The following is a 22,964-nucleotide window of genomic DNA, read 5'->3' as shown; positions in this document are numbered from 1 at the left end:
GGCTCACCGCCCCGGTGCCGAAGGCGACCGGCCCGGCTTGCCGCCGGCCCGGCTTGCCGCCCCGCACCGAGCGGAGCGCGGTGCCTTGATCCAGAACAGAGGGATTCAGCAGTAACAACACTGCTCACTGAACCTACGAAACCGCTGAGGTTTCTGCGGTTCGGTTCGTTGCCGTTTTTCCGCTATCCAGCGGCGGCTGGCTGCTTGGGCAGCAAGTGGCCCCATCCAAACGGATGGGGCCACTTGCGTCGTGTGGCTGGCGACCGAGCAGGTGTGTCTGTTGCGGTGTTGCCTTCAGGTGATCTAGGCGATCATGCCGTCGCCTGTGTCCGCGACAGCGCGTTGTCCGTTCTCATCCTGCTCTGGTGCCCTTAGGCCAAGCACCACCAGTACCTTGTTCACGGCAAGATTCACGGGACCCCGAGTAGTGTTGATCTTGTCGACGCTGGCGCTGGTTCGGGCTTCTCGGGTGATGATGTTGCCGGTCCAGAAAGCGTCCGAGCGGCGCCACGGGATGTCGGTTGCCAGGCGCTTGTACAGCGCGACGCGACCTGCGAGATCCGGGGTCTTGTTGATCTGAAACGCCACGTGGCCAATGACGTTGAGACCCGTAGCGGTCATGTTGATCCACTCGTTGCGCAACGCGGGAATCTGGCCGTTCTGCCCGCCGCTCTTGGGCATTTCCGCGACGGCAATCCAAGGCTCCATGCTTGCTGTGAGGACGTTTAGCAGCGTGAGGGTCTCCTCTACGAACACGTCCCGCTGCTGACGGGTTCCCAGGCGGGTGGCCGCGTTGCGGCTCAGTGAGTCCTCGCTCATCGCATAGTCGCCGACGAGAAGGCCCTTGACCATGCCACGCACCTGGTTGAGCAGGAAGACGTGCTGGCTCATCTTGGGCAGCGTCTTGCTCATCTCGTCGATGCGGCCCCGCAGCAGGTCGCTTCCCTCAGTGATGCGGGCGAGCACCTGATTGATCGGCTCGCGGGTGTTGTAGACGGCCAGGAGGCTGGCCGGGATCTGCTTAGTCTGAGCGGCATCGGCAAAGTCTTGCTGAGTCCGGGAGCGATTGGGCTCCAGCACGATGAGTACGCTGATGGCGTCGCCGCGCAACGAATCGACCTCGTCCAAGGCGCCAGGTGCCCTACCGTTGGAACGGCCGGTCGCGTAGCCGATCAACCCGGCAATGCGGTGCTGCCCATCGGTCACGTGGAATTCGGTCGCCTCGGTAACAACTAGGTAGCCGAGTCGGGCAATACCGTCGCCCCCGGCCTGCACGTGCAGCGACGGACGGCTGGTGACGTTGAGAGTGACCGACGGCAGCAGGTAGTCATCCGGATTGTCCATCAGGTACTCCCGGATCGAGCGGGCGTGATCGCTCATCAGCGGCCGGTTGTACTTTTCGCGCGGGCTCTCGCCCTTCACGGCAGGGTCGAGGGTGATGTAACGCGCCAGCAGTCGCATCGGGAAGCTGGTCGAAAGCATCGTACGGCGGCCCTGTTTGAACACGATGACGGGGAACACCTGCCCGAAGGAGCTATCGGCCTCGTCGCGCGCTGCCCCCCGGGCGGTAGGCAGGTCTGGGTGCTCGATCGGACTGTAGGTAAACGACTCGTACACCGGTTCCGCCGGAGTAGGAGTGGCGCTCTCGGCTGCGCTTGTCATGGTCATTGTGTTGGGTCTCCTTGCTCCGATGTACGACTGTCTCATCCGGCGGAGATCCTGCCACGCCACGTATTACGTGCGCAAGTCCACGTAAGACAGACGGGCGCCCGGCTCTCCACCCAGGATTCGGTAGCCGGCGCGAGAGCTGAGCGGTGGGTGCCGTCACCCGGTTGGCGTGATGTCTGAGGCAGCCAGACCCGTACGCTGCTTCCCCCTTAAGTGCGGCGGGCCGAGCCGGCAGGATTCCGTACGATGCCGGCATGGATGAGGAGGGTTGGGAGGGGCTAACTGAGGAGACCGACGAGCATCTCCGTGCAGTCACCGAGATGCTGGGGCTCTGGGCGCGGACGACCCGGCAAGACGCGGCCGCATACCGCCAGACCGCGCAGAAAATGCGTGAGGTCGACTTGGCGCACGAGAAGGGTGGCTACGGTATCGATGACCGGGGCTGGCGTCGAGCCTACGAAGCCCTTTGGGTAGCCGGGTATCGGCTCGTCACCTCGGGTTTTCACATGGAGAAGTGGCACAAGGTGCATCGCGACCTGCGGGGCAAGGAGTTGGCGATGAGCCAAGCCTTGCGAACTGTCCGTAACACATTGGTGCATTTAGACGAGGCAGAGTTTGACTGGGGGTTTGCCCGGAAGAAGGGTGGCGACACCCGACAGAGAGCCATCGATGCCCTGCCGGGCGAGCGGTTGCTCTTGGGTTGGGCCCCAAGTTACGGGGAGCATGTGTTCGGGCTGATCTCAGTCGAGAAGCTTGATGAGCGCGCCGGAAGGCTGACGTGGGTTGACGAGATGCGTGAGGACCTGCTCTGGGAGCCGACTGAGTTCGACTACGCGCGCATGGAAGAGGGTTACGAAGACGACGTCGTTGAGGACTAACTCTTGGCTCGTCAGTGCCGAGGCGATGACGGTCAGTTGAAGCGGAACTGATAGCCCCTGTCCCGCCACCAGGGGGACTCCGTCGGATGCCTTTTCATACGGCATCTCAGGCTGTCATGGATCCTCAGTGGTTGACGGCATTGCACGGTGTCTCGTGCCCCGTTTGTGCCCTACGCCGCCGGGAGCAAGCCGCCGTCCGAACCCTGGCAGACTGCCGCCATGTCGTCCGAGCCGGAATCATGGACCGTCCAGCACTTTTCACGGGCCACCCAGCAGGCCCGCCCAAGCACTGTCAGTTCGGGAGGACACCGAAGCTGACACCGCGCCACCTACTCTGGTCGTTCCGTCGGGCATGTGATGCTGACGCACCGTCGTCGGGCCGAACAGGCCTTGGTCTCAGTGGTGGCCACGAGTTACCTGCTCGGGGTGTCGACCCGCCGGGTGGAGAAGTTGGTGGAGCAACTCGGCGTCAGGCAGTTGTCGAAGTCGCAGGTGTCGGAGATGGCCGCTGACCTGGACGCCCAGGTCGAGGCGTTTCGTAACCGGCCGCTGGACGCCGCGCATTACCCGTTCGTGTGGATGGACGCGTTGACGATGAAGGTCCGCGAGCATGGGCGGACGGTCAATGTCCACGCGCTCGTCGTGGTCGGGGTCAACGCCGACGGCTAACACGAGGTCCTCGGCGTGGATGTTGCCTCGGATGAGGACGGCGCCGGTTGGTTGGCGTTCCTACGGTCGTTGACCGCCCGCGGCCTGTCCGGCGTTCAGCTGGTCATCTCCGATGCCCACCGCGGTCATGTTGGTGCGCTCGGCGCCGCCCTGCCCGGCGCCGTCTGGCAACGCTGCCGCACCCACCACCTACGCAACCTGCTCACGAAGGTCCCGAAGTCGGCCCAGCCATGGATCGCCACCCTTGTCCGGACGATCTTTGACCAGCCCGACACCGATGCTGTCCGAGCCCAGTTCGACCGGGTCGTCGCCACGATCGAGGCAAAGTTCCCGGCCGCAGCCGAGCACCTCGACGCCACCCGCGACGACCTGCTCACGACCGCTGAATCAGTTGTCGTCGGGGTGATGCAGGTAGGCCTCCACCATCGTTCGCAGCGCGTACGTGAGACCGGCGTAGCGATCGTCGGCGGGGTCCATGGCCTGCCAGTCCCGCGCGAGCCTGTCAACCAGATCCAGCAGCGGCAGGTGGCTGTCCATCAGCGCGTCCTCGCCGAAACGCTGGGCGATAAGGGCATACGCGTGGTTGTCCGCTTCGGTGCAACGGCGGAGGTACCAAACGAGCTCATGGATGTTCATGTTCATCCGCCCAGCTTGGCGCAGTGGACGCGCCAACGGACATCCGCCCATCGGTAGATCCGTGCGGCGCCGACGGCCTGATGCCTTGTTCCCTGGCACATGTCGCACGAGGATCGCACTCGCAACGCGATCGATAGCCTGTTCGGGCCTGCGACTGGGGCGCCGGGACCGCGCCCGTGACAGCGCTGTACCTGACGGCCAGACTCGTCCGGGTGGAATTGGGGTGTGGTCGCTGCGTTCGACGGCTTGGCCACGGCCTGCGCGGGGGAGCGGTGGACCTTGATGGCTGCGCCAGGTTTTATGGTGGCGTGCTCCGGTAGCGGGGTGTGGACTAGGCGGATGTCCTCGCATCTGGATTTCTTCGCTGACTTCGCGATCAGCGGCATGGTCCTTGGTGTCGGTCTCGGCTCCCGTCCGGACGACTGGCCGGGCGTACTGGGGTCCGACTTCTTTGAGACATCGTGGAACGACCGTCATCTGGTGCGGCAGTTCGGGTTCGTCGACGCCAACTTCCATGACGGGTCGGGCGAGTGGGTCTGTGATTCCATCGGCGTCAAACCATGGAAGTTGCATAAGTTCGACGACATGGTCCCCGAGGCGATCGGCAGCCGGTACGGGAGCTTCCCACCCCGGGTGCCGTTCGAGGAGGTGGCCGACCGGCTCGTCAGCGCGGGCGTGGAGATCTATCACGTCAGCCGGGTGCATATGGCGTCCCTCGAACATTATTGGATACCGGATGGCAAGGTCATGTTCTGGTTGATCTCCGAATACCAGCTGGAAGACCTCCCCGCGCTGCGCCTCGGGGACGTCTCTGCGGTGTCCACCACCACCGGCGTCGACCTTCGGGCGGAGCAGCTGACCCGGTACCGCTGATGGGGCATCACGTCGTCTGCTCCTGAGCCGCGGGCTGGCCCGTGCCGTTGCTGTGGCACGCTTCGGTGATGATCGAGCTCGCGGACATCGAGGCGGCCGCCGACCGGATCGCCGGCCATGTGGTCCACACGCCCACCGTGCCCAGCCCTGGCCTGTCCGAGCTGCTCGGCGTGCCCGTCAGCGCCAAGCTGGAGCTGCTGCAACGTACCGGGTCGTTCAAGGCGCGTGGCGCGGCAGCGAAGCTGCTCGTCCTGGACGACGCCGAGCGGGCGGCGGGCGTGGTGGCGGTCAGTGGCGGCAACCACGGCATCGCGGTCGCGGTGATGGCCGGCGCCCTGGGCGTGGCGGCGACCGTGGTGATGCCCCGGACGGCGCCGGCGCGTGCCGTCGAGGTGGCCCGCGCGGCCGGTGCCGACGTCCATCTGACCGACGGCATGTCCGCCGCGTTCGCGCTCATGTCCCGGTTGCGGGAGGACGGCCTGACCCTGCTGCACCCGTTCGACGACCCGGTGGTGCTCGCCGGGCAGGGCACGGTCGGATTGGAGTTCGCCGACGACGCCGATGAGGTGACCGACGTGCTGGTCAGCGTCGGCGGCGGGGCGCTGATCTCCGGGGTGGCCGCGGCGCTGCGAGCACGCCGGCCGGGGGTACGGGTCTGGGGCGTGGAGACCGAGGGCGCGCAGGCGATGTCGCAGGCGCTGGCCAAGGGTGGGCCGGTCGAGGTGCCGCTGTCGTCGATCGTCACCACGCTCAGCGCGCCGACCGTCTCGCAGCTCACCTACGACCACGTGACTGCCCTGGTCAGCGACGTGCTCGTGGTCTCCGACGCCGAGGCGGTGCGGGGGACGGTGGAGTTGGCCGAGCATGCGAAGGTCTGGGCCGAGCCGGCCGCCGGATGCCTGCTGCCGGCTGCCCGCCGGGTACGTGAGCAGGTGGGTGACGATGCCCGGTTGGGCCTCGTGCTCTGTGGCGGCAACTCCACGGTCGCCGACGTGGCGTCGTGGACGGCGCGCCTGGGGGCCTGAGCGCCCTCGGGTGATCCCTACGGCACGTCCCTACGGCGTAGCCTCGTGCCCCGGCATCCCGTGGGTACGCCGCCGCTCCTTCATCTCCGCTTCGTAGATGTGCCGCCGTCCGCCGGCCAGCTTCTCTCGCGCGTCCCGCTCGATCTCCTGGAACGTGGCGTAGTAGCCGTCATCGAACTCCTCCACGATCTGGAAGGTCCAGCGGCCGGGCAGGAGGTTCCGGCCCAGTAGCTCTTTCTCCACCCGGTTGGCGACGTCGTCGTGACCCGCGTCGCGCAGCAGCTTCACCACCCGATCGAGGGTGAGGTCGGCCCCGCCCACGAGTTGGTGCGCCGAATACAGGTGGCCGCGTACCCGATGGATCGTCTCCAGCGCCTTGCTGAGTTCACCCAGCGCTTCGACTGTGGTGTCGTCCAGCCCTGGTGGCCGGGAGTGCCGTTCATCGGTCGAATCCTCGCCATTCACGACATTCCCCTACCCACTGGGGATCCTGCTACTCGTAGCAACCTCGTGCGTAGCCGCCCCGCTCATCCCGTCGGTCCTCCTCGCCGGTGTCGTCGCAGTGGAACAGATAGGCACGCGGTGGCAGCATGGCGTCGGTGACCGCCGCTATCGACTGGCATGACTGGCACCTGCCCTACGACGACGACACGTCACCGTTGTCGCGGAGGCTTCGGCTCGTGCAGCAGCACATCGACGACTGGCTTGACCAACGGTCGGACGCCTCGCTCCGGGTGGTCAGCGTGTGCGCGGGACAGGGGCGTGACCTCATCGGCGCCCTCGCGTCCCGGTCGGACGCTGATCGGGTAGGCGCGGAGCTGATCGAGTACGACCCTCGCAACGTGGCCGCCGCCCGGGTGGGCGTCGCCGCCGCCAAGCTCACCGGATTCACCGTCACCGAAGCCGATGCGGGCGACTTCGCCGCGTACCGGACGGCTGTCCCTGCCGACCTGGTCGTTCTCGCCGGGGTGCTGGGCAATATCAGCGACGAAGACGTGCGGGCAACTGTCGACGCGCTGCCTCGGTTGTGCGCATCCGACGCCACGGTGATCTGGACCAGGACCCGCCGCGCTCCCGATCTCACCCCGGCCATCCGCGGCTGGTTCGCCGCCGCAGGCTTCGCCGAGGAGGCCTTTCACGCGCCGTCCGACGTGCTGTTCTCGGTCGGCGTCCATCGGTTCCACGGAGCACCGCGGCAGGCGCCACCGAGCGGCAGGATCTTCACGTTCGCCGGGTGAGGCCTACGTAGCCGCGTAGCTCATTTAGAGGGAACGGATTTCCTCGGGGACGACTCGCCCGCCCACCTCGACGGGGTCGTTCGGGCCTGGTCGGGTCAGGATCTGCGACCCCTTGCCCTGCCCGATGTCCAGCGCGCGGCGCAGTTCGGCGGTGGGCACGATCGCGGACGCGCCGGTGGCCCCATCTTCGATGATGCCGTCGCCCCGGCGGGGAAATCCCCTGGTACGCACCCGACCGGCGGTGCGGTCCTGCCACGCCCACGTGTACAGCCATCCCGCACCGGGCGGCGGAGCCGACAGCCCGTCGACCACCTCGGCTGAGGCGTACTGCCGCATCAGCCAGTTCGGGGCCGAGCCTGGTCATCAGCCGGGTCAGCGCCGGCAGAGGGTGGATGAAGAGCGTGATCTCGCTGATCAGGCCGTCGGCGGCTAGGCGAAGGCGCTGTGCTTCGTACAGGCGCCGGTCGCCGATCCGGGCTTCGTGGAACAGCGCCACGGTACGGCCCTCGGCGACCTGGTCGGTGTAGGTGATGCCCTCGATCGTGGCCAGGGCCACCTCAAGCAGGTCGCGTACGGGTCGACCACCTCGAACTCACGTCCCCAGTCCTGCTGTCCGACGGCACCCACGCCGCAGGCAGCCGCCGCAGCATCGATGTCGTCGACGTACAGGTACAACAGGGTGTCTGGCCGCGCGTCCCCGGTGTGCTCCGACAGATGGATCTCCACCCCGCCGCGGGCGATGCTCACGTAGAGCGGTAGGTCAGCGGCGAACCGGTGCTCCCACCGCCGCACGAAACCAAGGCGGGAATACCACATCGCGGCGGCGATGGCGTCCGTGGTGCGGAGGACGGGCGCAAGGCGTTCGGTCATCCCGGCAGTCTGGCACCGAGGTGCGACGAGAGGGCGCCCGTTACCGCCGCTCGGCCACCTGAGCGACGAACACCCGCCAAGCCGCCGCACCGAAGGTCAGTGCCGGGCCGGCAGGGTCCTTGCTGTCCCGAACGCCGATGACGCCGGGCAGGTTGTCGGCGACTTCGACGCAGTTGCCCCCCGACGATCCGCTGCGCCGGGACTTGCGCCAGGTGGCGTTAGTGAGGTCCATGATCGCTGTGCACTTCCTTCATCAGCTCGTTGGACTGTCGGCGCGGGAGTGCTTCGTTTCGCACGTTCTCCCACCTCGTCTGAAGAGTATGTAGCCCATCTTCGCTGTCGACCACGATCCCGCCGAGCTGATTTTCGAGGTGCCCGACCCAGGTTCCGTCGTTGGCCCGCGCCAGCGCGAACGGGCCGGACAGCCCGATGTGGAGGCCGGCTCCCGCCGGGATCACGTGCACGTGAACGTGCGGCAGCTCGGCGACGGTGATGAGGTGCGCGACCTGCTCCGCCATGATGCCGGCGTGCTCCTCGCCGGCGCGACGAAGCGTGGATTCGTCCAGCACGGCTACCACCTGCGGCGGCGTGTCACCGGTCAGGATCTTGTGTCGGCTCATCCGAGCGCTTACCTGCTGGTCTACCTCGGTCGCTGACATGAGGTCGTTGAGGCGCATCACCACGCGGGCGTAGTTCTCGGTCTGGAGCAGCCCCGGGATCAGTAGTGGCTCGAAGAGGCGAAGTTGTCGCGCGCCGCGCTCGGCGTCCAGCCACGGCAGGAACCACGACGGTGCGCCGAGTTTCACCACCAATCGTCCGAACAGTCCGCCGTTACTGAAGGCGCGGTCCGCTCCTCGGATGAAGTCGATCGTCAGCGCCCGGGTGCCGCTCTCCACGGCGCTGACATGCGACGCGCTGAAGCCCGCTGCCCGGCCGAACGCCTCTTGGGTCATCCCGGACGCTCCACGAGCGCGGCGGATCTCACTCACGATGAAGTCCGCTAGGGGACTTGGCACATCGGCCATGCAACGCTCCTCAGATCGGAGATCGGCTTCCTGGGATTCCCCATCGGGCGAGCGTGTTCTGCCAGGTCAACCCGGACGCCGGAGACACCTATCGAGCGTAGTCGCCTCCACAGCAGAGTGTCACCAGGCGGCGCGACCGGGCGATCACGAGGTCCGGCGGTCGCGTTTGTAGCGGGGCCGCTCCCGGCGGGCGAGCACTCACGGGAGCGGCCCCTTTCCCAGCAGACACCAGGGGGAGACCGTGCCCGACAAGCCCAAACCCGACAAGCCCAAACCCGAGATGCCCAAGCCCACGAACCCGGCCGCGCCAAAAGCCTCCTGGTCGCCCGAGTCGATGACTCTCCACGTCCGGCGTTCGGGCGTGCGCCGCTACCCCTGGGGGTTGTGGTGATCGCGACGATGAAGGCCGGCGACGTGGTCCTCCTGAGCACGGCGGCGAGCGTGCAGTTCCTGCGCCCGATCTTCGTGCGCGTGATCCGGGAACTGCCCGAGCGGCACACGTACGACGGTTGGGTGTGGATCGAGGGGTACGAGCTGAACGCCGCCGGCGACGCGGTGGCGCGGCGAGAGTTGTACGTGCTGCGTGCGGGCGTACGGTTCCAGGCCCAGCCCGCCGCACCGGCCAAGCCCACCAGGCATCGGCCGGTCCGCCGAGGTGCGGTGCGGGTCGGATGACTGCCCGCCCTCGCCCACATCTGCCGATGCGCCCGGCGTGGCTGTGCCGCAACTGCGCCGCACCCTGGCCGTGTGGCCCGGCTCAACTGGATCTCGCGGCCGAGTTCTACGGTCATTCGATCGCCCTGGCGTTCTACCTGGCCGCGTCGATGCACGAGGCGATCGACGACGTACACGGTCTGGGTCTGCGCCCGAACCTGCCGGCGATGCACGCCCGGTTCCTCGGATGGTTGTCCCTGGCCCGACGGCCTCGCCGGTCCGGTCGAGGCTGAGGTCCGACGCTTCGGGCTTGCATCTGATACCTGGGTACAGGCTTACCGTCGACGGTATGAGTGATCGCCACCTCACGACTGACGACGCCTGGTTGCCGGAGGCCTGCACCCTCCCGACGGCTGAACGGCCGCTGCGGCTCGCCGAGTTCGATCAGTTCTGCACCGATGCGCTGCGGGGCCTCGACCGGCTGACGGCGCGGCATCTGCGGTTGTGGCTCGACGGTGGTGCGCGGGTCGAGGAGATGGCGCGGGACCTGACGGCCCGTGAGTCGTCCTGCTGCTCGTTCTTCACGTTCGGCCTCTCCCGGTCGGGTCCCGACTCGCTCTCGTTGGACGTCCGGGTGCCGGCGGCCCACGTCGACGTGCTCGACGCCCTCGCCGCACGGGCCGTGTCTCTGCGGAATCAGCGGTGACCGGGTCGAGCCTGCGCAGCGGTCAACTGGCCGAGGCGGCAGGGGTCAACCAGCAGACGTTGCGCTACTACGAGCGCCGGGGCCTGCTCGACTCGCCGCAGCGGTCGCCGGGCGGGCACCGGCTGTACCCGGCCGAGACGGTCACCCTGCTGCGGGTCATCAAGACCGCGCAACGCCTGGGCTTCACCCTGAACGAGGTTGCCGACCTGCTCGACGCCAGCCGGCACCGGGGCCGGTCCGACACCGGCCTTCAGGCGCGTGCCAGGGAGAAGCTCATCGAGGTCGAGCAGCGGCTGGCGGACCTGACCGTCATCCGCGACACCCTTCGGGACGCCATCTCGGCCGGTTGTGACGACCTGGTCGCCTGCGCCGAAAGCTCCTGCTGCCCCCTGCCTGTGCGGTGATCGGATGGATCAACGTCGGGACGGGAAGCCGAGGCAACGCAGTAGGTGTAGTGACCCTTGGCTTCGGTGTGGTGCTGACGGCCATGCCACGACGCAGCCCCGCAGCCCTCGGGTTGGCCGACCGCCCCGTGCTGGCCACAGCGGTCGGTCTGACTGATCTCGTTGTTGGTTCTGGTGTTTTGCTCGGGCGTCCTCGCTGGCCGTGGATGGCGGCGTGGGCCGCCTTGAATCTTGTGCTGACCGGCTGCTACGCAGTGGAGGCCAACCGCCCGGACGGTAACCGTCGGGCCCGGTCGGGCGCGATTGCCATGGCGTCACTCACCGTCGTGGACACAGCCCTGGCCCTTGCCCTGGCGAAACAGCGTGGCGGGGAAGAGGCACGTACCGGTCCGCAGACCCCGGCTCGCCCCGATGCCGTGACCGAGGCAGGTAAGGGTGGGTGGGTCAGCAGCGGGGGGCGTTGAGCGGGGCGGCACCGGCGAGCGCTTCGACGGAGGCCGTTGGCGCGACCGATTCGGACGGGGTCGGCGAGGGCGCGACGCTGGGGGACGGTGGGGCAGCGGGCGAACTGCTGGGCGTGGGCGTGGGGGCGGCGAGCGTGGCCGTGCTGCGTTGGACCTGCTTCGTGACCATCCGGATGGTGGTGGCGGTCGCCTGGCGCCCGTACACGTCGGTGACCCTGATGCGGTACGGCCCGGGGCCGAGGCCGCCCTCGACGGCCCAGTAGTTGTCACTCTGGCGGGCCGCCTTGCGGAAGCCGCCGCCGGCTCCCTTCGCCTCCACCGACCGGAGCGGGTTGCCGTGGTTGCCGACCTGCACCGCGAACCAGTACCGCGAGGTGCCGCCCTTCATCCGAAAGGTGAGGCCGCCGTCGAGCGGTGGGTTCACCACCGCCCGGTACGTCACCTGCGCGATGCCCTGCGCCCGGTCGGCAATCTTGGCGAACGCCTCGTCGGAGAGGTCGATCTTGCCGGTCCCGCACCCGCCGCACTGGTCCATGACCATGACCCGGACGGTCCCCTTCGGGCCGGTGACGTCCAGGTAGCTGCCGCAGGCCGCGGACCCGGAGTACGCCGACGAGCCGACGGCCACGTAGAGCCGGTCTGCCGGTGGACCCGGGAAGGAGCAGTTGCCGCCCGAGCGGCCGGCGTCGTAGAAGCTGGCCTTTGCCTTGTGGACGGTGTTTCCCGTCGGTGGCGCGGCGCAGGCCGGGGTGGCGCCGCCGCGGACGGCGAGGGTGATGCCGAGGACGGCGGCCAGGGCGGTGACCCCGGCACCGGCCAACAGGTGTCTGACCCGCCGACGCGACCGGGGCGTGCCGTTGGTGCCGACCGGGGGGTTGTTCTCGGGAACCGCGTCTGGTGCCGTCACGGCGCCTGATGTTGCCGCAGCATGGCGGGGCAGCGCAAAACTGTCGGGCGATCCGTCACTCGTCGCGCCGGCGGGGTCGCAATCCGCGTACGCCCCTGCCTTGGTCCACTCGGTTTCAAGGAACGCGGGGTCTCCTGCGGCCTGGGATGGGCCGGTTTCAAGGAAGCCGAGTGGATCAAGCGATTGTCATGGGCGGGGTCGCAGTCCGCTCAGGGCGGTGGTGACGACGAGGTCGGCGTACTCGGCGGTGAGCGGGCCGCTGCGGTGCAGCCATCGGCTGAACAACGGTCCCCAGATCAGGTCGACCGCCACGTCCAGGTCGATGTCCTCGGCGAGTTCACCGGCCTGTTGGGCGCTGCGCAGGCGCTGCCGTTTGGCCTGTTTCAACGGCCCGTCCAGGCGTTCGGCGTAGGCGGACGCCAGCTCGGGGTCGAGCGCGATCTCGGTGGCCAGGGCGCGCATTGGTTGCTCGTAGCGGGGATCGTTCATCTCCTCGACCGTGGCGCGGAGCACCAGGGTCAGGTCGGCGGTCAGGTCGCCGGTGTCCGGCAACGTCGGCGGCCCACCATCGGTGGCCTCGCTGAGCATGAGGAAGGCGTCGAAGACGACCGCGCCCTTGGACGGCCACCAGCGGTAGATGGTCTGTTTGCCGACGCCGGCGCGCGCGGCGATGCCCTCGATGCTGACCTTCGCGTACCCGATCTCCTGGAGCAGGTCGAAGGCCGCGGTGAGGATGGCGCGTCGGGAGGTCTCTCTCCGGCGGGCCGTGTTGGGCGTCATGGGACACCACGATATCAGCGACGAGACGAACCGTCTCGTCTTGACGGCCGGAGCAGTGCGGCCTAATCTCCTTCAGAACGAGACGGACCGTCTCGTCTCGCTTGAGAAGTGGAGACACGCATGCGTACCTGGTTCATCACCGGTGCCAGCCGCGGCCTGGGCCGCGCCTTCGCCGACGCGGCGCTCGACCGTGGGGACCGGGTGGTCGCCGCCGCTCGGACCATCGCCCGGGACGACTTCGACGAGCGGTACGGCGACCGACTGCTGGCCCTGACCCTCGACGTGACCGACCGGGCGGCGGTCTTCGCCGCCGTGACCGCCGCCGTCGAGCACTTCGGACGGCTCGACATCGTCGTCAACAACGCCGGGACCCTGTCCATGGGAATGGTCGAAGAGTTCACCGAGGCGCAGGCGCGAGCCCAGTTCGAGGTCAACCTCTTCGGGGCGCTGTGGGTCAGTCAGGCAGTGCTGCCGCACCTGCGCGCCCAACGGTCCGGCCACATCGTGCAGGTGTCCAGCATCGCCGCGCTCGGCGGTTTTCCGAGCACCGGCATGTACAGCGCGAGCAAATTCGCCCTGGAGGGCATGAGCGAGGCGTTGGCAATGGAGGCGGCCGCCTTCGACATCACACTCAGCATCGTGCAGCCGGGCGGTTACTGGACCGACCTCTACACCAGTTTGAACGCCACCACTCCGATGGAGGACTACGCGCCGCTGCGCGCCGAACTGGAACGACAGTGGGCGGAGGGATCGATCGACAGCGAGCCCCGGCTGGCTGCCGAGGCGTTGCTGCGCCTGGTCGACAGCGACGACCCGCCGCTGCGGCTCCTGCTCGGGAGCATGGTGTACGACCTGGCGTTCGACATCGCCCGCCGGCGGATGGACACCTGGGCGGGCTGGGAACAGGTCAGCCGGGCCGCCGAGCACGCGGTGCCCGCCCCCGGACCCGACAACTGAGGGACTCTCGTATCGCCACGAGCCCGGGGCGCGGCGTTCTAGGCTCCGAGGTATGGCGCCGGCGTGCCCATCTCGAATTGGCACACAGGTCCGGGCAGTGCCTTCACCCCATGATTCCCCTCACGAGGCGCAAACCTATACGGAGAGGAACGCGCATGGCTGTCAAGACCAAGACTCGCCCCGGCACCACGGAGATTCGGCCGTTCTCGGTCGACATTCCCCAGGCGGACCTGGACGACCTGAAACGGCGCATCGCGGCCACCCGCTGGCCGGACAAGGAAACAGTGAACGACCAGTCGCAGGGTGTGCCACTAGCCACCATTCAGGCCGTCGCCCGCTATTGGGAGAAGGAGTACGACTGGCGCAAGGTCGAAGCGCGAATGAACGCCGTACCGCAGTTCATGACCACCATCGACGGCGTCGACATTCACTTCATCCACGTGCGCTCGAAGCACGAGGACGCGCTGCCGCTCATCGTCAGCCACGGGTGGCCCGGATCGGTGATCGAGCAGATGAAGATCATCGAACCGCTGACCGACCCCACCGCCCACGGTGGCAGTGCGTCGGACGCCTTCCACCTGGTGATCCCGTCGTTGCCGGGCCACGGTTTCTCCGGCAAGCCGACCGAGTCGGGCTGGAACCCGGAGAAGATCGCGACCGCCTGGACCGAGCTGATGAAGCGTCTCGGCTACTCGCGGTTCGTCGCCCAGGGCGGCGACTGGGGCGCGGTCATCGTGGACCAGATGGGTAAGCAGGCGCCGCCGGAACTGCTCGGCATCCACACCAACATGCCCGGTGCGGTCCCACCCGAGATCGACCTGTTGTTCCAGGGCGACACCACCGGCGCGAACAACGCCATGGGCTCGCTGCCGTCCGGCCTGTCCGCCGACGAGATGCGCGCTGCCGAGGAGGTCAACTACGTCTGGAAGCACGTCGCGTACGCCCTCATGATGGCGACGCGTCCGCAGACGCTGACCGGGTTGGCGGACTCCCCGGTCGGTCTGGCGTCCTTCCTGCTCGACCACGACGCGAAGAGCCTGGCCCTGATCGCGCAGGTCTTCGACGGGGCCACGGCGGGTCTCACCCGCGACGACATCCTGGACAACATCTCGCTCTACTGGTTGACGAACACCGCGGTCTCCGCAGCACGGCTGTACGCGGAGAACAAGCTCTCGTTCTTCGCCGCCAAGGGTGTGACCATCCCGGTCGCCGTGAGTGTCTTTCCCGACGAGCTGTACGAGGCGCCGCAGAGCTGGGCGGAGCAGGCTTACCCCAACCTCATCTACTTCAACAAGCTCGACAAGGGCGGGCACTTCGCGGCCTGGGAACAGCCGAAAATCTTCTCCGAGGAGCTTCGCACCGCCTTCCGGTCACTGCGCTAGATGGCCGTGCACCTGCCCCCGCTGAACGGGGCGGCCGAGTGGCTCAACTCCGAGCCACTCGGCCCCGCCGACCTGGCAGGGCGCGTCGTCCTGGTCAACTTCTGGACGCTTACCTGCATCAACTGGCTGCGCCAGGAGCCGTACGTGCGGGCCTGGTCGCAGGCCTACCGCGACGACGGACTGGTCGTCATCGGGGTGCACACCCCCGAGTTCGGCTTCGAGCACGAGATCGACTGGGTGCGGCGGGCGGTGACGGCCCGATCGATCGACTACCCGGTCGCGGTCGACAACGACTACGCGATCTGGCGCGCCTTCGCCAACCAGTACTGGCCGGCGCTGTACTTCGTCGACACCGACGGGGTGATCCGCGACGAGCACTTCGGCGAGGGGCGTTACGAGCAGTCCGAACGGGTGCTCCAGCAACTGCTCGGCATCGAGCGCGAGCCCGTACCCGTGACGGGTCTCGGCCCGGAGGCGGAGGCCGACTGGGGCAGTCTGCGCACGCCCGAGACGTACCTCGGTTTCAGTCGCGGCGAACACTTCGCGTCGCCCAACGGTCCGGCGCTCGACGAGCGCCGCGCCTACCAGGTGCCGGAGAGCCTCGGCCTCAACCAGTGGGCACTGGCGGGGGAGTGGACGATCGGGTCGGACAACGTCGTGCTCGACCGGGCCGGCGGCGGCATCGCCTTCCGGTTCCACGCCCGCGACGCGCATCTCGTGCTGGCCCCCGGGGCGGGACAGCCGATCCCGTTCCGGGTGCTGCTCGACGGGACGCCTCCCGGCGCGTCCCACGGCGTCGACGTTGACGAGGCCGGCAACGGCGTGCTGACGGACGGCCGGCTCCACCAGCTCATCCGCCAGAACGGCGCGGTCCGGGAGCGGACCCTGGAGATCACGTTCGACGAGCCCGGCGCCGAGGCGTACGCCTTCACCTTCGGCTGACGGGCAGATCGACAGCGCCCACCGCGCCGAAGACCGGTGAGGGGGTGCTTATCCGAGCGCCGGGACCTAGTCGGTTGTCGGTCGCGTACCGGTCGACAAGCGCCTTCTCCGCGGCCTCGTCGCCGCCGTCGGCTTCGAGCAGCAGGGCGGCGATCTCGTCGGCGAGCGTGAGGTCGGCGAGCGTGAGGTCGTCGGTCATCGCACCGAGCTGTCCCACAGCAGCAACTCGTCCTTCTGTCGATGGGCCAGCTCGTGCAGGACCGTAGTCGTAGATGCAGAACCCGAGCGGCTCATGCTGGGCGACGTCGGCGGGATCTACCTCTTCGTCTGCACCGCCTGCCCCACCAGGCCGTTCGACTACCGCTTCGACTGTTCCTGATGACTCCAGGATGATCAGCCGATGCGCTCACCTGAGGGTGAGCGGGACCGGTTGCCCTTGGCGTACGTCGAGGACCACCCGCTTGCCCAGCAGTTCGGCCAAATTGAGGGCCGCGGTACGCGGCGAGCCCATGAGGTTGCACACCTCGCCGCCGCCGTTGTGGTGCTGTGCATCGAAGGCCCCTCTTTCTGGCAGAGCGACCGCCAGGATTATCAACCGTCGGCCCGGGTCGTTCCGCCCCGCTGCCCGACCTCGGCTGCTGCGTCCGAGGCGGCGAAGATGCGCGCGTAGATCTCGTCGATGACGTCGTTCTTCGCCAGGCTGTAGTCGCGGGGCCGGTGCGCGGTGTCCCGTGCGATGCGGCGCTTGGTCGCGGCGTACCACTCCCGGTCGTGTGGGTGCGCGCGCAGCCAGTTGCGGAAGAGCCGGTGCCGGACCGGTTCCGGCGCACCCTGCGGCCAGACGTGCAGGTTGACGTCCTCGGCGGGGCTGAGCAGCATCCGGTGCCCGTGCCACCAGGGCTCCCGCAGGACGAGCCGGTAGCCGAGCCGTTCCAGGGCGGGAAGGTAGCCGGACTCCTCGCCGGTGTCCTCGATGACGAGGTCGACGTCGACAACGGGCTTGGCGGCGAGCCGCGGCACCGCCGTGGACCCGACGTGTTCCAGGCTGATGATCAGCCCACCCAGCGCCTCGGTGAGCGACGACCGGACGGCGAGGAACCGCTGCGCCCAGGCCGGGTCGTACTCCTCGACGACGATGGACTCCCACGTCCGTGGCAGCTCGCCCACCAGGCCGGCGTCGACCTGTTCGGGGGTGCCGTGGAAGCGGTGCACGACGTCCTGCGGATGCTCGGCCACGCCAACCTCCCGACGACGTAAAGTCCGCCAGGATACGACTTCCACCCTATGTAGAGTCCCGATACAGTGGTCGGATGCGGATCACCATTCCGGTCGCGAAGGTGCTCGCGGCGCTGCTCGCCGAGCCCGACGAACAGCGCTACGGGCTGGACCTGATGCGACTGACCGGCCTGCCCAGCGGCACCCTCTATCCGGTGCTGCACCGGTTGCAGGGGGCCGGCTGGCTGGCCGCCGACTGGGAGGCCATCGACCCCGTCGCGGCGGGCCGACCGGCCCGCCGCTACTACCGCCTCACCGCCGAAGGGGTGGCGCAGGCCCGCCAGGCGCTTGCCGACCTGCGTGCCGCGATCCCCGACGGTCGCCGCTCCTGGGGCGGCACCGAGCCCACCGGGGCACCGGCGTGGTGACCCGACGGGCCGCCGAGCTGCTGCTGGCGTTGGCCGCGCGCCGCTGGCCGGCCGACGTTCGCGACGACCTGCGGCGCGAGTGGGTCGCCGAGCTGCAGGTCCTCGCCGAGAGCGGCCGCTGGACGACGATGCTCGGCTTCGCGGCGAGCCTGGCCGTCAGCCGTGCCGGTGCCCCACTCGTCGACCGCAGTCTGCTGCGTGGTCGGGCCGGCCGCAGCGCCGCCGCACTACTGCTGTCCCCGCTCGCCTGCGTCGCGATCGTGCTCGGCGGCGGGACCGTCATGTACCGGGCCCAGATCTGGCTGACGGGGCCGGACTGGTTGGAGCGGGCGCAGAAACCGCTCTGGGCGGCGTTGACCGTCGGGCTGGCGGTCCTGCTGGCGGTGTTCGCCGCGCGCTGGGCCCGGCACACCGCACTCGACGGCCCGCTGCGCATCGCGCTCGGCGTGGTGCTCCCGGTCGGTGCGACCGTCATCCTGCTCATGCACGCCATTGGCCCCGAGGACCTGGCCGCCGTACCCGGTCTGCTGCTCTGGTTGGCCGGCCTGACCCTCGCGCTCTGGGCCGCGGCGAGCCTCGCCGCCCGGGGTCGCCTCCGCGCCGCCTGGTGGGTGGGCGTCCTCGGCGCACTCGTCGCCGCGGACCTCGCGGTGATCCTCGTCGTCCTCGACACGTACCCCACCGCGATCGGCGCGGGGCCGACGATCCACGCGCGGGAGCACATCGACCCGATCTCCGCGCCGCTGTGGCTCTTCGCCTGTTGGACGGACTGGAACTTCGGCCTGCCCCGGCCCATCGACTGGGAGATCTTCCTGATCACCAACCGGGTGCTGGTGGAGCCCATGCTCTACCTGGCCTGCACGCCGTACGCGCTGGCGTACACCATCCGGGCGGCCCGGTCGGCGCCCGTCGCGCCGGTCGCCCTCGCGCCGACCCCGGTGTGAACCTCAGTCGGGTACGTCGTCCCACGTCGTACCCGGCTCCAGGTAACCGGCCAGCTGGTTCTCGCGCAGCGCGTACGCGATGACCAGCAGGGCGTGCTTGTCCAGCTCGGGCAGCCGGTCCAGCGGAAACCACCGCACGGCCAGCGACTCGTCGTCGTTGACCCGGGCGGTGCCGGCGACCAGCCGGCACAGGAACCCCAGGTTGAGGTATTCGCAGCGGTCCCCGTTCGGATACGTGTGCGGGTGTGACACGGCGCTCGACATCCGCACCGGGGCGACGTCCAGGCCCGTCTCCTCGCGTACCTCGCGGACCAGCGCGGTGGCCGGCTGCTCGCCCGGCTCGACGAAGCCACTGATCACCGACCAGTGCCCGTCGTCGGCGCGCTGGCCGAGCAGCAGCTCACCGGCGTCGTTGCGGATGACGGCGCTGACGCTCGGCAGCCAGAGCAGGTCGTGACCGACGTGCTTGCGCAACCCCACGATGTAGTCCGGTGTCGCCATCCGACGATCATAGATGTGCGCCCACAGCGGGGCTCACCTGCGCATCTTCTGGTGTTTCAGTCCCACGCGTTTCGTCGTTTCGGCCCGACGAACGCCATGCATATCTACTGTGGAGAGGGTCGGCGACTTGTGCGATCCGGTGGCGGCCTGCCGGTTCGCGGTGCACAGTGATTCCCATGAGCGACAGCGAACGTGGTGGGCAGTTCTACTGGTGCACCCGGCATCACCGGGTCGAGACGGACGCCAACGTGTGTCCGGCGAAGCACGTTCTCGGCCCGTACAACTCGGCGGCCGACGCGGAGAACGCCCTGCAACGAGTGCAGGAGCGCAACGAGGCGTGGGATGCCGAGGACGCTCGTTGGGCCGGGGAGGACAAGTAGACGGTGCGGGACGTCCCGCGCCGAGGTATTTCGTGCTCCGCGAGGACGCACGCGAGAGCACGTCCCCAAGGAGGGAACCACGATGGCCGAAGCACAGCAGGCCACCACCCGCCCGACCGTCCGACGCACCACCGCGAAGAAGACCGCCGCGGCCGAGCGGAACACGGCGGCGAGCCGGACCACCCCCGTACGCAAGTCCACCGCGGGTGCGGCGGCGGCGAAGGCTCCGGCCCGGAAGGCCGCCAGCGGCGCGGGGCGCGCCCCGGCGAAGAAGACCACCACGGCGGCGAAGAAGGCCCCGGCGAAGAAGGCCACGACCAAGGCCACGAGTACGGCGGCGAAGAAGGCCCCCGCGAAGAAGACCACCACCCGCGCGACGACCGTTGCGGCGAAGCGGGCACCGGCGTCGGCGACGCGTAAGACCACCGTCGCCGCCAACAAGACCACGGGCACGGCGAAGAAGACCACCAGCGCCGCGAAGAAGACCACCGCCGCGGCGGCGAAGAAGACCACCAGCGCCGCGAAGAAGACCACCAGCGCCGCGAAGAAGACCACCGCCGCGGCGGCGAAGAGGACCACCGCCGCGGCCAAGGCGCCGGCGCGGAAGACCGCGACCAAGGCCTCCGCCGCGAAGAAGACAGCGGCGAAGAGGACGGCGGCGACGAAGACGGCCGCCAAGAGGGCGCCCGCGAAGAAGACCGCGTCGACCGGTCCCAGCGGCGGCGCCCGCAAGGCCCCGGCGAAGAAGGCCCCGGCCGCGAAGGCGACGGGCACGTCGTCGGCCACCGCGCGCAAGGCGGCGGCGAAGAAGGCCCCGGCGAAGAAGACCGTCGCGGCCAAGGCCCCGGCCCGCAAGGTCACCGCCCGCACGTCACCGGCCCGCCCTGCCGCCGCCCGCGCCACCGCCCCCCGGAGTACGCGCAGCACCGCCCGGAAGGCAACCGGCTGAGCACCTGTCGCCCCGGCTCGCCGGGGACACATCTCGGCCGGTCACGGGAAGCGGATCACCGGCGGCGCTGTCAGGATTGACCCGTGGTCATTCGACGCGTACTCGCGCCCCGCATCGACTTCGGCGCGCTGCGCCGCGAACTCGGCCTGTCGGAGGAGTTCCCGGCCGACGCCCAACGGGAGGCCGACGAGGCGGCCGGAGCGCCGCCTCGGCCGCCCGTCGACCGCACCGACATACCGTTCGTCACGGTCGATCCGGCCACCTCCCGCGACCTGGACCAGGCGATGCACCTCGCCCGGCGGACAGGTGGTGGCTACCGGGTGCGGTACGCGATCGCCGACGTCGCTGCCCACGTCGCCCCGGGCGGCGCGCTGGAGGCGGAGACGTGGCGGCGCGGGCAGACCATCTACCTGCCCGACGGCAACGTGCCGCTGCACCCCCGCACGCTCAGCGAGGGCGCGGCCAGCCTGCTTCCCGACGACGACCGGGCCGCGGTGGTCTGGACCATCGACCTGGACGCCGACGGCGGCACCGTGGCCGTCGAGCTGGAACGTGCCCTGGTCCGCAGCCGGGCCAAACTCGACTACACCGGGGTGCAGGCGGCGGCCGACGCAGGGCGGCTGCCCGAGCCGATCGCACTGCTGCCCGAGATCGGCGACCGGCTGACGGCCCGAGGGCTGCGCCGGGGCGCCATCAACCTGCCGCTGCCCGAGCAGGATCTGGAACCCGACGGCGACGGCTGGCGGCTGGTGCTGCGTCCGACGGTGCCGATGGAGGAGCACAACGCGCAGATCTCCCTGCTGACCGGGATGGCCGCCGCCGACATCATGCTGGCCGGCCGGGTTGGGTTGCTGCGGACGATGCCGGCGCCGAAACCAGAGGCGGTGCAGCGGCTGCGGGCCGCCGCCGCGCCGCTGGGTGTGCAGTGGCCGGACGGCGTGGCCCCGGGTCAGGTGATCGCCGGTCTGGACGCCTCCCAGCCGCGCGCCGCCGCGTTCATCGACCAGGCGGCCGAGTTGATGCGTGGGGCCGCGTACACCGCCTTCGACGGGGAGTTGCCGGAGCACCCGGAACACGGTGGCGTGGCAGCCACGTACGCCCACGTCACGGCGCCGTTGCGGCGTCTGGCCGACCGGTACGCCACCGAGGTCTGCCTGGCCCTGCACGCGGGCCTTCCGGTGCCCGACTGGGCCCGCGCCGCGCTGCCCCGGCTGCCCGAGGTGATGGCCAGCACCGACCGGGTCGCCTCGGCGGCAGCCCGGGGAGCCGTCGACTTGGCCGAGGCGGCGGTGCTGGAGCACCGGGTGGGCGAGACCTTCGACGCGGCCGTGTTGGACGTGGACGCCCCGCCCAACGGCAAGTCCCGCCCGCGACCACCGGGCGGCACCGTCGCGCTGGACGCCCCGCCGGTACGCGCCCGCTGCCTCGGCCAACTGCCGCTCGGCGAACGGGTCCGCGTCCGACTGGTCACCGCCGACCCGACGGCCCGCACGGTGATGTTCGAGCTGGCCTGACCCCGCCGGCGCGGCGGCCCGGCTCAGCGGGGATCGTCACAGTGCTCCGCGCCGCTGCCGGCTCGGCCGGTTTGCGAGGATGAACCCATGGCATACGACGCGAGCACGCTGCCCGACGTGTCCGGGCTGACGGTCGGCATCATCGGTGGGACCGGCGACCAGGGGCGAGGGCTCGCCTACCGGTTCGCGCGGGGCGGGCAGACGGTGCTGATCGGCTCCCGCAACGCTGAGCGGGCCGCAGAGTCCGCAGCCGAGATCGCCGCCCTGCCCGGTGTGGCGGCCACCGGCAGTGTCACGGGCGCGGCCAACGACGAGGTGGCCCGCCGCAGTGACGTGGTGATCATCGCGGTGCCGTGGGATGGGCACGCCGCCACCGTCGCCGCCCTCGCCGAGCCACTCGCCGGCCGGATCGTCGTCGACTGCGTCAACCCGCTCGGCTTCGACAAGCAGGGTCCGTACGCGCTGACCGTGGCCGAGGGCAGCGCCGTGCAGCAGGCCGCCGCGTTGCTGCCCGACTCCCGGGTCTGCGCGGCGTTCAATCACGTCAGTGCCCCGCTGTTGGCCGATCCGGAGATCGACCGGATCGACCTGGACGTGCTGATCTGCACCGAGGACCGCGAGTTGGTCGACGTGGTCGGCGCGCTCGCCGCCCGGATCCCGGGGATGCGGGGCATCTACGCCGGCCGGTTGCGTAACGCCCACCAGATCGAGGCGTTCACCGCCAACCTGATCGCGATCAACAAGCGCTACAAGGCACACGCCGGCATCCGCGTCACCGACCTCTGATCGGCTTCAGCGCGGCGTGATCCACTCGGCTTCCGGGAAGTGGGGGGGGGGGGGGGGCCCCGGCCCCCCCCCCCCCAAAAAAACCCGGGGGTTAAACCCCGCCCGGGGGGGCCCCGCCGGCGGGCGCCCCGGGGGGGGCCCCGCCCGCGGGGCCGCGCCCGGGGGGCCG

General features: G+C 69.4%; 28 protein-coding genes and 1 pseudogene. 18 read left to right on the top strand and 11 right to left on the bottom strand.

Translation table 11 applies throughout. The features are described 5' to 3' along the window. Positions 1-303 precede the first annotated feature (303 nt). Positions 304-1,668, bottom strand: coding sequence for a DNA sulfur modification protein DndB (locus ACFYPM_RS23895; protein ID WP_387200855.1), 1,365 nt, complete (start codon positions 1,666-1,668; stop codon positions 304-306). A 254-nt stretch (positions 1,669-1,922) separates the two neighbouring features. Here ACFYPM_RS23895 and ACFYPM_RS23890 point away from each other — a divergent pair, with 254 nt between their 5' ends. The 4 genes and pseudogenes from ACFYPM_RS23890 (at position 1,923) to ACFYPM_RS23875 (ending at position 5,749) form a co-directional block, all read left to right on the top strand. Further along, positions 1,923-2,546 (top strand): hypothetical protein, encoded by a 624-nt coding sequence (locus ACFYPM_RS23890; RefSeq protein WP_387200852.1) that lies wholly within the window; start codon positions 1,923-1,925, stop codon positions 2,544-2,546. 357 nt (positions 2,547-2,903) lie between these two features. Then, a pseudogene (locus ACFYPM_RS23885) lies at positions 2,904-3,908 on the top strand (IS256 family transposase); the annotation flags it as partial. A 282-nt stretch (positions 3,909-4,190) separates the two neighbouring features. Then, positions 4,191-4,724 (top strand): hypothetical protein, encoded by a 534-nt coding sequence (locus ACFYPM_RS23880; RefSeq protein ID WP_387200849.1) that lies wholly within the window; start codon positions 4,191-4,193, stop codon positions 4,722-4,724. Positions 4,725-4,792: 68 nt separating this feature from the next. Further along, positions 4,793-5,749, top strand: coding sequence for a threonine/serine dehydratase (locus ACFYPM_RS23875; protein WP_387200846.1), 957 nt, complete (start codon positions 4,793-4,795; stop codon positions 5,747-5,749). Between the two features lie 30 nt (positions 5,750-5,779). On the opposite strand, the gene ACFYPM_RS23870 is transcribed toward ACFYPM_RS23875, so the two are convergent. Then, positions 5,780-6,214, bottom strand: coding sequence for a hypothetical protein (locus ACFYPM_RS23870; protein ID WP_387200843.1), 435 nt, complete (start codon positions 6,212-6,214; stop codon positions 5,780-5,782). Between the two features lie 134 nt (positions 6,215-6,348). Here ACFYPM_RS23870 and ACFYPM_RS23865 point away from each other — a divergent pair, with 134 nt between their 5' ends. Then, positions 6,349-6,987: a class I SAM-dependent methyltransferase family protein gene (locus tag ACFYPM_RS23865; protein ID WP_387200840.1), complete on the top strand. Its 639-nt coding sequence runs from the start codon at positions 6,349-6,351 to the stop codon at positions 6,985-6,987. Between the two features lie 24 nt (positions 6,988-7,011). Here the strand turns inward: ACFYPM_RS23865 and ACFYPM_RS23860 are convergent, their stop codons facing one another. From ACFYPM_RS23860 to ACFYPM_RS23845, 4 genes are all read right to left on the bottom strand, one after another. After that, positions 7,012-7,323 carry a hypothetical protein gene (locus tag ACFYPM_RS23860; protein ID WP_387200838.1) on the bottom strand — a complete coding sequence of 104 codons (312 nt, stop codon included), beginning with the start codon at positions 7,321-7,323 and terminating at the stop codon, positions 7,012-7,014. Between the two features lie 93 nt (positions 7,324-7,416). Continuing rightward, a complete protein-coding gene (locus ACFYPM_RS23855) occupies positions 7,417-7,857 on the bottom strand; it encodes a glyoxalase superfamily protein (protein WP_387200835.1) in 441 nt (146 codons plus the stop codon). A gap of 40 nt (positions 7,858-7,897) precedes the next feature. Then, positions 7,898-8,089 (bottom strand): DUF397 domain-containing protein, encoded by a 192-nt coding sequence (locus tag ACFYPM_RS23850; RefSeq protein ID WP_387200832.1) that lies wholly within the window; start codon positions 8,087-8,089, stop codon positions 7,898-7,900. After that, positions 8,076-8,882, bottom strand: a complete 807-nt coding sequence (locus ACFYPM_RS23845; RefSeq protein WP_387200829.1) for a helix-turn-helix transcriptional regulator — start codon at positions 8,880-8,882, stop codon at positions 8,076-8,078. Before ACFYPM_RS23845 ends, ACFYPM_RS23850 begins: the two co-directional genes overlap by 14 nt. Before the next feature lie 387 nt (positions 8,883-9,269). On the opposite strand from ACFYPM_RS23845, the gene ACFYPM_RS23840 reads away from it, so the two are divergent. The 4 genes from ACFYPM_RS23840 to ACFYPM_RS23825 are packed head-to-tail and all read left to right on the top strand — an operon-like array spanning position 9,270 to position 10,646. After that, entirely contained in the window at positions 9,270-9,557 is a 288-nt protein-coding gene (locus tag ACFYPM_RS23840) for a hypothetical protein (RefSeq protein WP_387200826.1), read from the top strand. Then, positions 9,554-9,829 (top strand): hypothetical protein, encoded by a 276-nt coding sequence (locus ACFYPM_RS23835; protein ID WP_387200823.1) that lies wholly within the window; start codon positions 9,554-9,556, stop codon positions 9,827-9,829. The genes ACFYPM_RS23840 and ACFYPM_RS23835 overlap by 4 nt, the downstream gene beginning before the upstream one ends. Before the next feature lie 56 nt (positions 9,830-9,885). Then, on the top strand, positions 9,886-10,242 hold the full coding sequence (locus ACFYPM_RS23830) for a hypothetical protein (protein ID WP_387200820.1): 357 nt from the start codon (positions 9,886-9,888) through the stop codon (positions 10,240-10,242). After that, a complete protein-coding gene (locus ACFYPM_RS23825; RefSeq protein ID WP_387200817.1) occupies positions 10,239-10,646 on the top strand; it encodes a MerR family transcriptional regulator in 408 nt (135 codons plus the stop codon). The genes ACFYPM_RS23830 and ACFYPM_RS23825 overlap by 4 nt, the downstream gene beginning before the upstream one ends. 444 nt (positions 10,647-11,090) lie before the next feature. Here ACFYPM_RS23825 and ACFYPM_RS23820 read toward each other — a convergent pair whose 3' ends face one another. Both ACFYPM_RS23820 and ACFYPM_RS23815 read right to left on the bottom strand, forming a co-directional pair. Then, on the bottom strand, positions 11,091-12,017 hold the full coding sequence (locus ACFYPM_RS23820; RefSeq protein ID WP_387200814.1) for an expansin EXLX1 family cellulose-binding protein: 927 nt from the start codon (positions 12,015-12,017) through the stop codon (positions 11,091-11,093). Positions 12,018-12,203: 186 nt separating this feature from the next. Beyond that, the gene (locus tag ACFYPM_RS23815) at positions 12,204-12,797 is read right to left on the bottom strand and encodes a TetR/AcrR family transcriptional regulator (protein ID WP_387200811.1); all 594 of its coding nucleotides are present in this window, start codon (positions 12,795-12,797) and stop codon (positions 12,204-12,206) included. 120 nt (positions 12,798-12,917) lie between these two features. On the opposite strand from ACFYPM_RS23815, the gene ACFYPM_RS23810 reads away from it, so the two are divergent. The 3 genes from ACFYPM_RS23810 (at position 12,918) to ACFYPM_RS23800 (ending at position 16,078) form a co-directional block, all read left to right on the top strand. Beyond that, positions 12,918-13,754: an SDR family oxidoreductase gene (locus ACFYPM_RS23810; RefSeq protein ID WP_387200806.1), complete on the top strand. Its 837-nt coding sequence runs from the start codon at positions 12,918-12,920 to the stop codon at positions 13,752-13,754. A 155-nt stretch (positions 13,755-13,909) separates the two neighbouring features. Beyond that, complete coding sequence (locus ACFYPM_RS23805; RefSeq protein ID WP_387200803.1) at positions 13,910-15,136, top strand: epoxide hydrolase family protein; 1,227 nt, start codon at positions 13,910-13,912, stop codon at positions 15,134-15,136. Next, complete coding sequence (locus tag ACFYPM_RS23800; protein WP_387200800.1) at positions 15,137-16,078, top strand: redoxin family protein; 942 nt, start codon at positions 15,137-15,139, stop codon at positions 16,076-16,078. It begins immediately after the preceding gene. Here the strand turns inward: ACFYPM_RS23800 and ACFYPM_RS23795 are convergent. Together ACFYPM_RS23795 and ACFYPM_RS23790 are read right to left on the bottom strand one after the other, a co-directional pair. Next, a complete protein-coding gene (locus tag ACFYPM_RS23795; RefSeq protein ID WP_387200798.1) occupies positions 16,065-16,277 on the bottom strand; it encodes a hypothetical protein in 213 nt (70 codons plus the stop codon). The genes ACFYPM_RS23800 and ACFYPM_RS23795 overlap by 14 nt on opposite strands. 392 nt (positions 16,278-16,669) lie before the next feature. Next, positions 16,670-17,314 carry a GrpB family protein gene (locus tag ACFYPM_RS23790; protein WP_387200795.1) on the bottom strand — a complete coding sequence of 215 codons (645 nt, stop codon included), beginning with the start codon at positions 17,312-17,314 and terminating at the stop codon, positions 16,670-16,672. A gap of 74 nt (positions 17,315-17,388) precedes the next feature. On the opposite strand from ACFYPM_RS23790, the gene ACFYPM_RS23785 reads away from it, so the two are divergent. Further along, positions 17,389-17,721: a PadR family transcriptional regulator gene (locus ACFYPM_RS23785; RefSeq protein WP_387200792.1), complete on the top strand. Its 333-nt coding sequence runs from the start codon at positions 17,389-17,391 to the stop codon at positions 17,719-17,721. Further along, positions 17,715-18,665, top strand: coding sequence for a hypothetical protein (locus ACFYPM_RS23780; protein ID WP_387200789.1), 951 nt, complete (start codon positions 17,715-17,717; stop codon positions 18,663-18,665). Before ACFYPM_RS23785 ends, ACFYPM_RS23780 begins: the two co-directional genes overlap by 7 nt. Before the next feature lie 3 nt (positions 18,666-18,668). Here the strand turns inward: ACFYPM_RS23780 and ACFYPM_RS23775 are convergent, their stop codons facing one another. Further along, positions 18,669-19,166, bottom strand: a complete 498-nt coding sequence (locus ACFYPM_RS23775) for an NUDIX domain-containing protein (RefSeq protein ID WP_387200786.1) — start codon at positions 19,164-19,166, stop codon at positions 18,669-18,671. Positions 19,167-19,342: 176 nt separating this feature from the next. On the opposite strand from ACFYPM_RS23775, the gene ACFYPM_RS23770 reads away from it, so the two are divergent. From ACFYPM_RS23770 to npdG, 4 genes are all read left to right on the top strand, one after another. Further along, positions 19,343-19,546 (top strand): hypothetical protein, encoded by a 204-nt coding sequence (locus tag ACFYPM_RS23770; RefSeq protein WP_357244995.1) that lies wholly within the window; start codon positions 19,343-19,345, stop codon positions 19,544-19,546. An 82-nt stretch (positions 19,547-19,628) separates the two neighbouring features. Continuing rightward, entirely contained in the window at positions 19,629-20,495 is an 867-nt protein-coding gene (locus ACFYPM_RS23765; RefSeq protein WP_387200784.1) for a histone, read from the top strand. A gap of 83 nt (positions 20,496-20,578) precedes the next feature. Next, entirely contained in the window at positions 20,579-22,009 is a 1,431-nt protein-coding gene (locus ACFYPM_RS23760) for an RNB domain-containing ribonuclease (protein ID WP_387200781.1), read from the top strand. 87 nt (positions 22,010-22,096) lie between these two features. Then, positions 22,097-22,795, top strand: a complete 699-nt coding sequence (gene npdG, locus ACFYPM_RS23755; protein WP_387200778.1) for an NADPH-dependent F420 reductase — start codon at positions 22,097-22,099, stop codon at positions 22,793-22,795. The last annotated feature ends 169 nt before the right edge of the window (positions 22,796-22,964 follow it).

It is taken from the genome of Micromonospora sp. NPDC005203 (assembly GCF_042872705.1).
Taxonomy (GTDB): Bacteria; Actinomycetota; Actinomycetes; order Mycobacteriales; family Micromonosporaceae; genus Micromonospora.
Note: the sequence above shows the minus strand (reverse complement) of the source record. Positions and strands in the feature narration are given on the sequence as shown.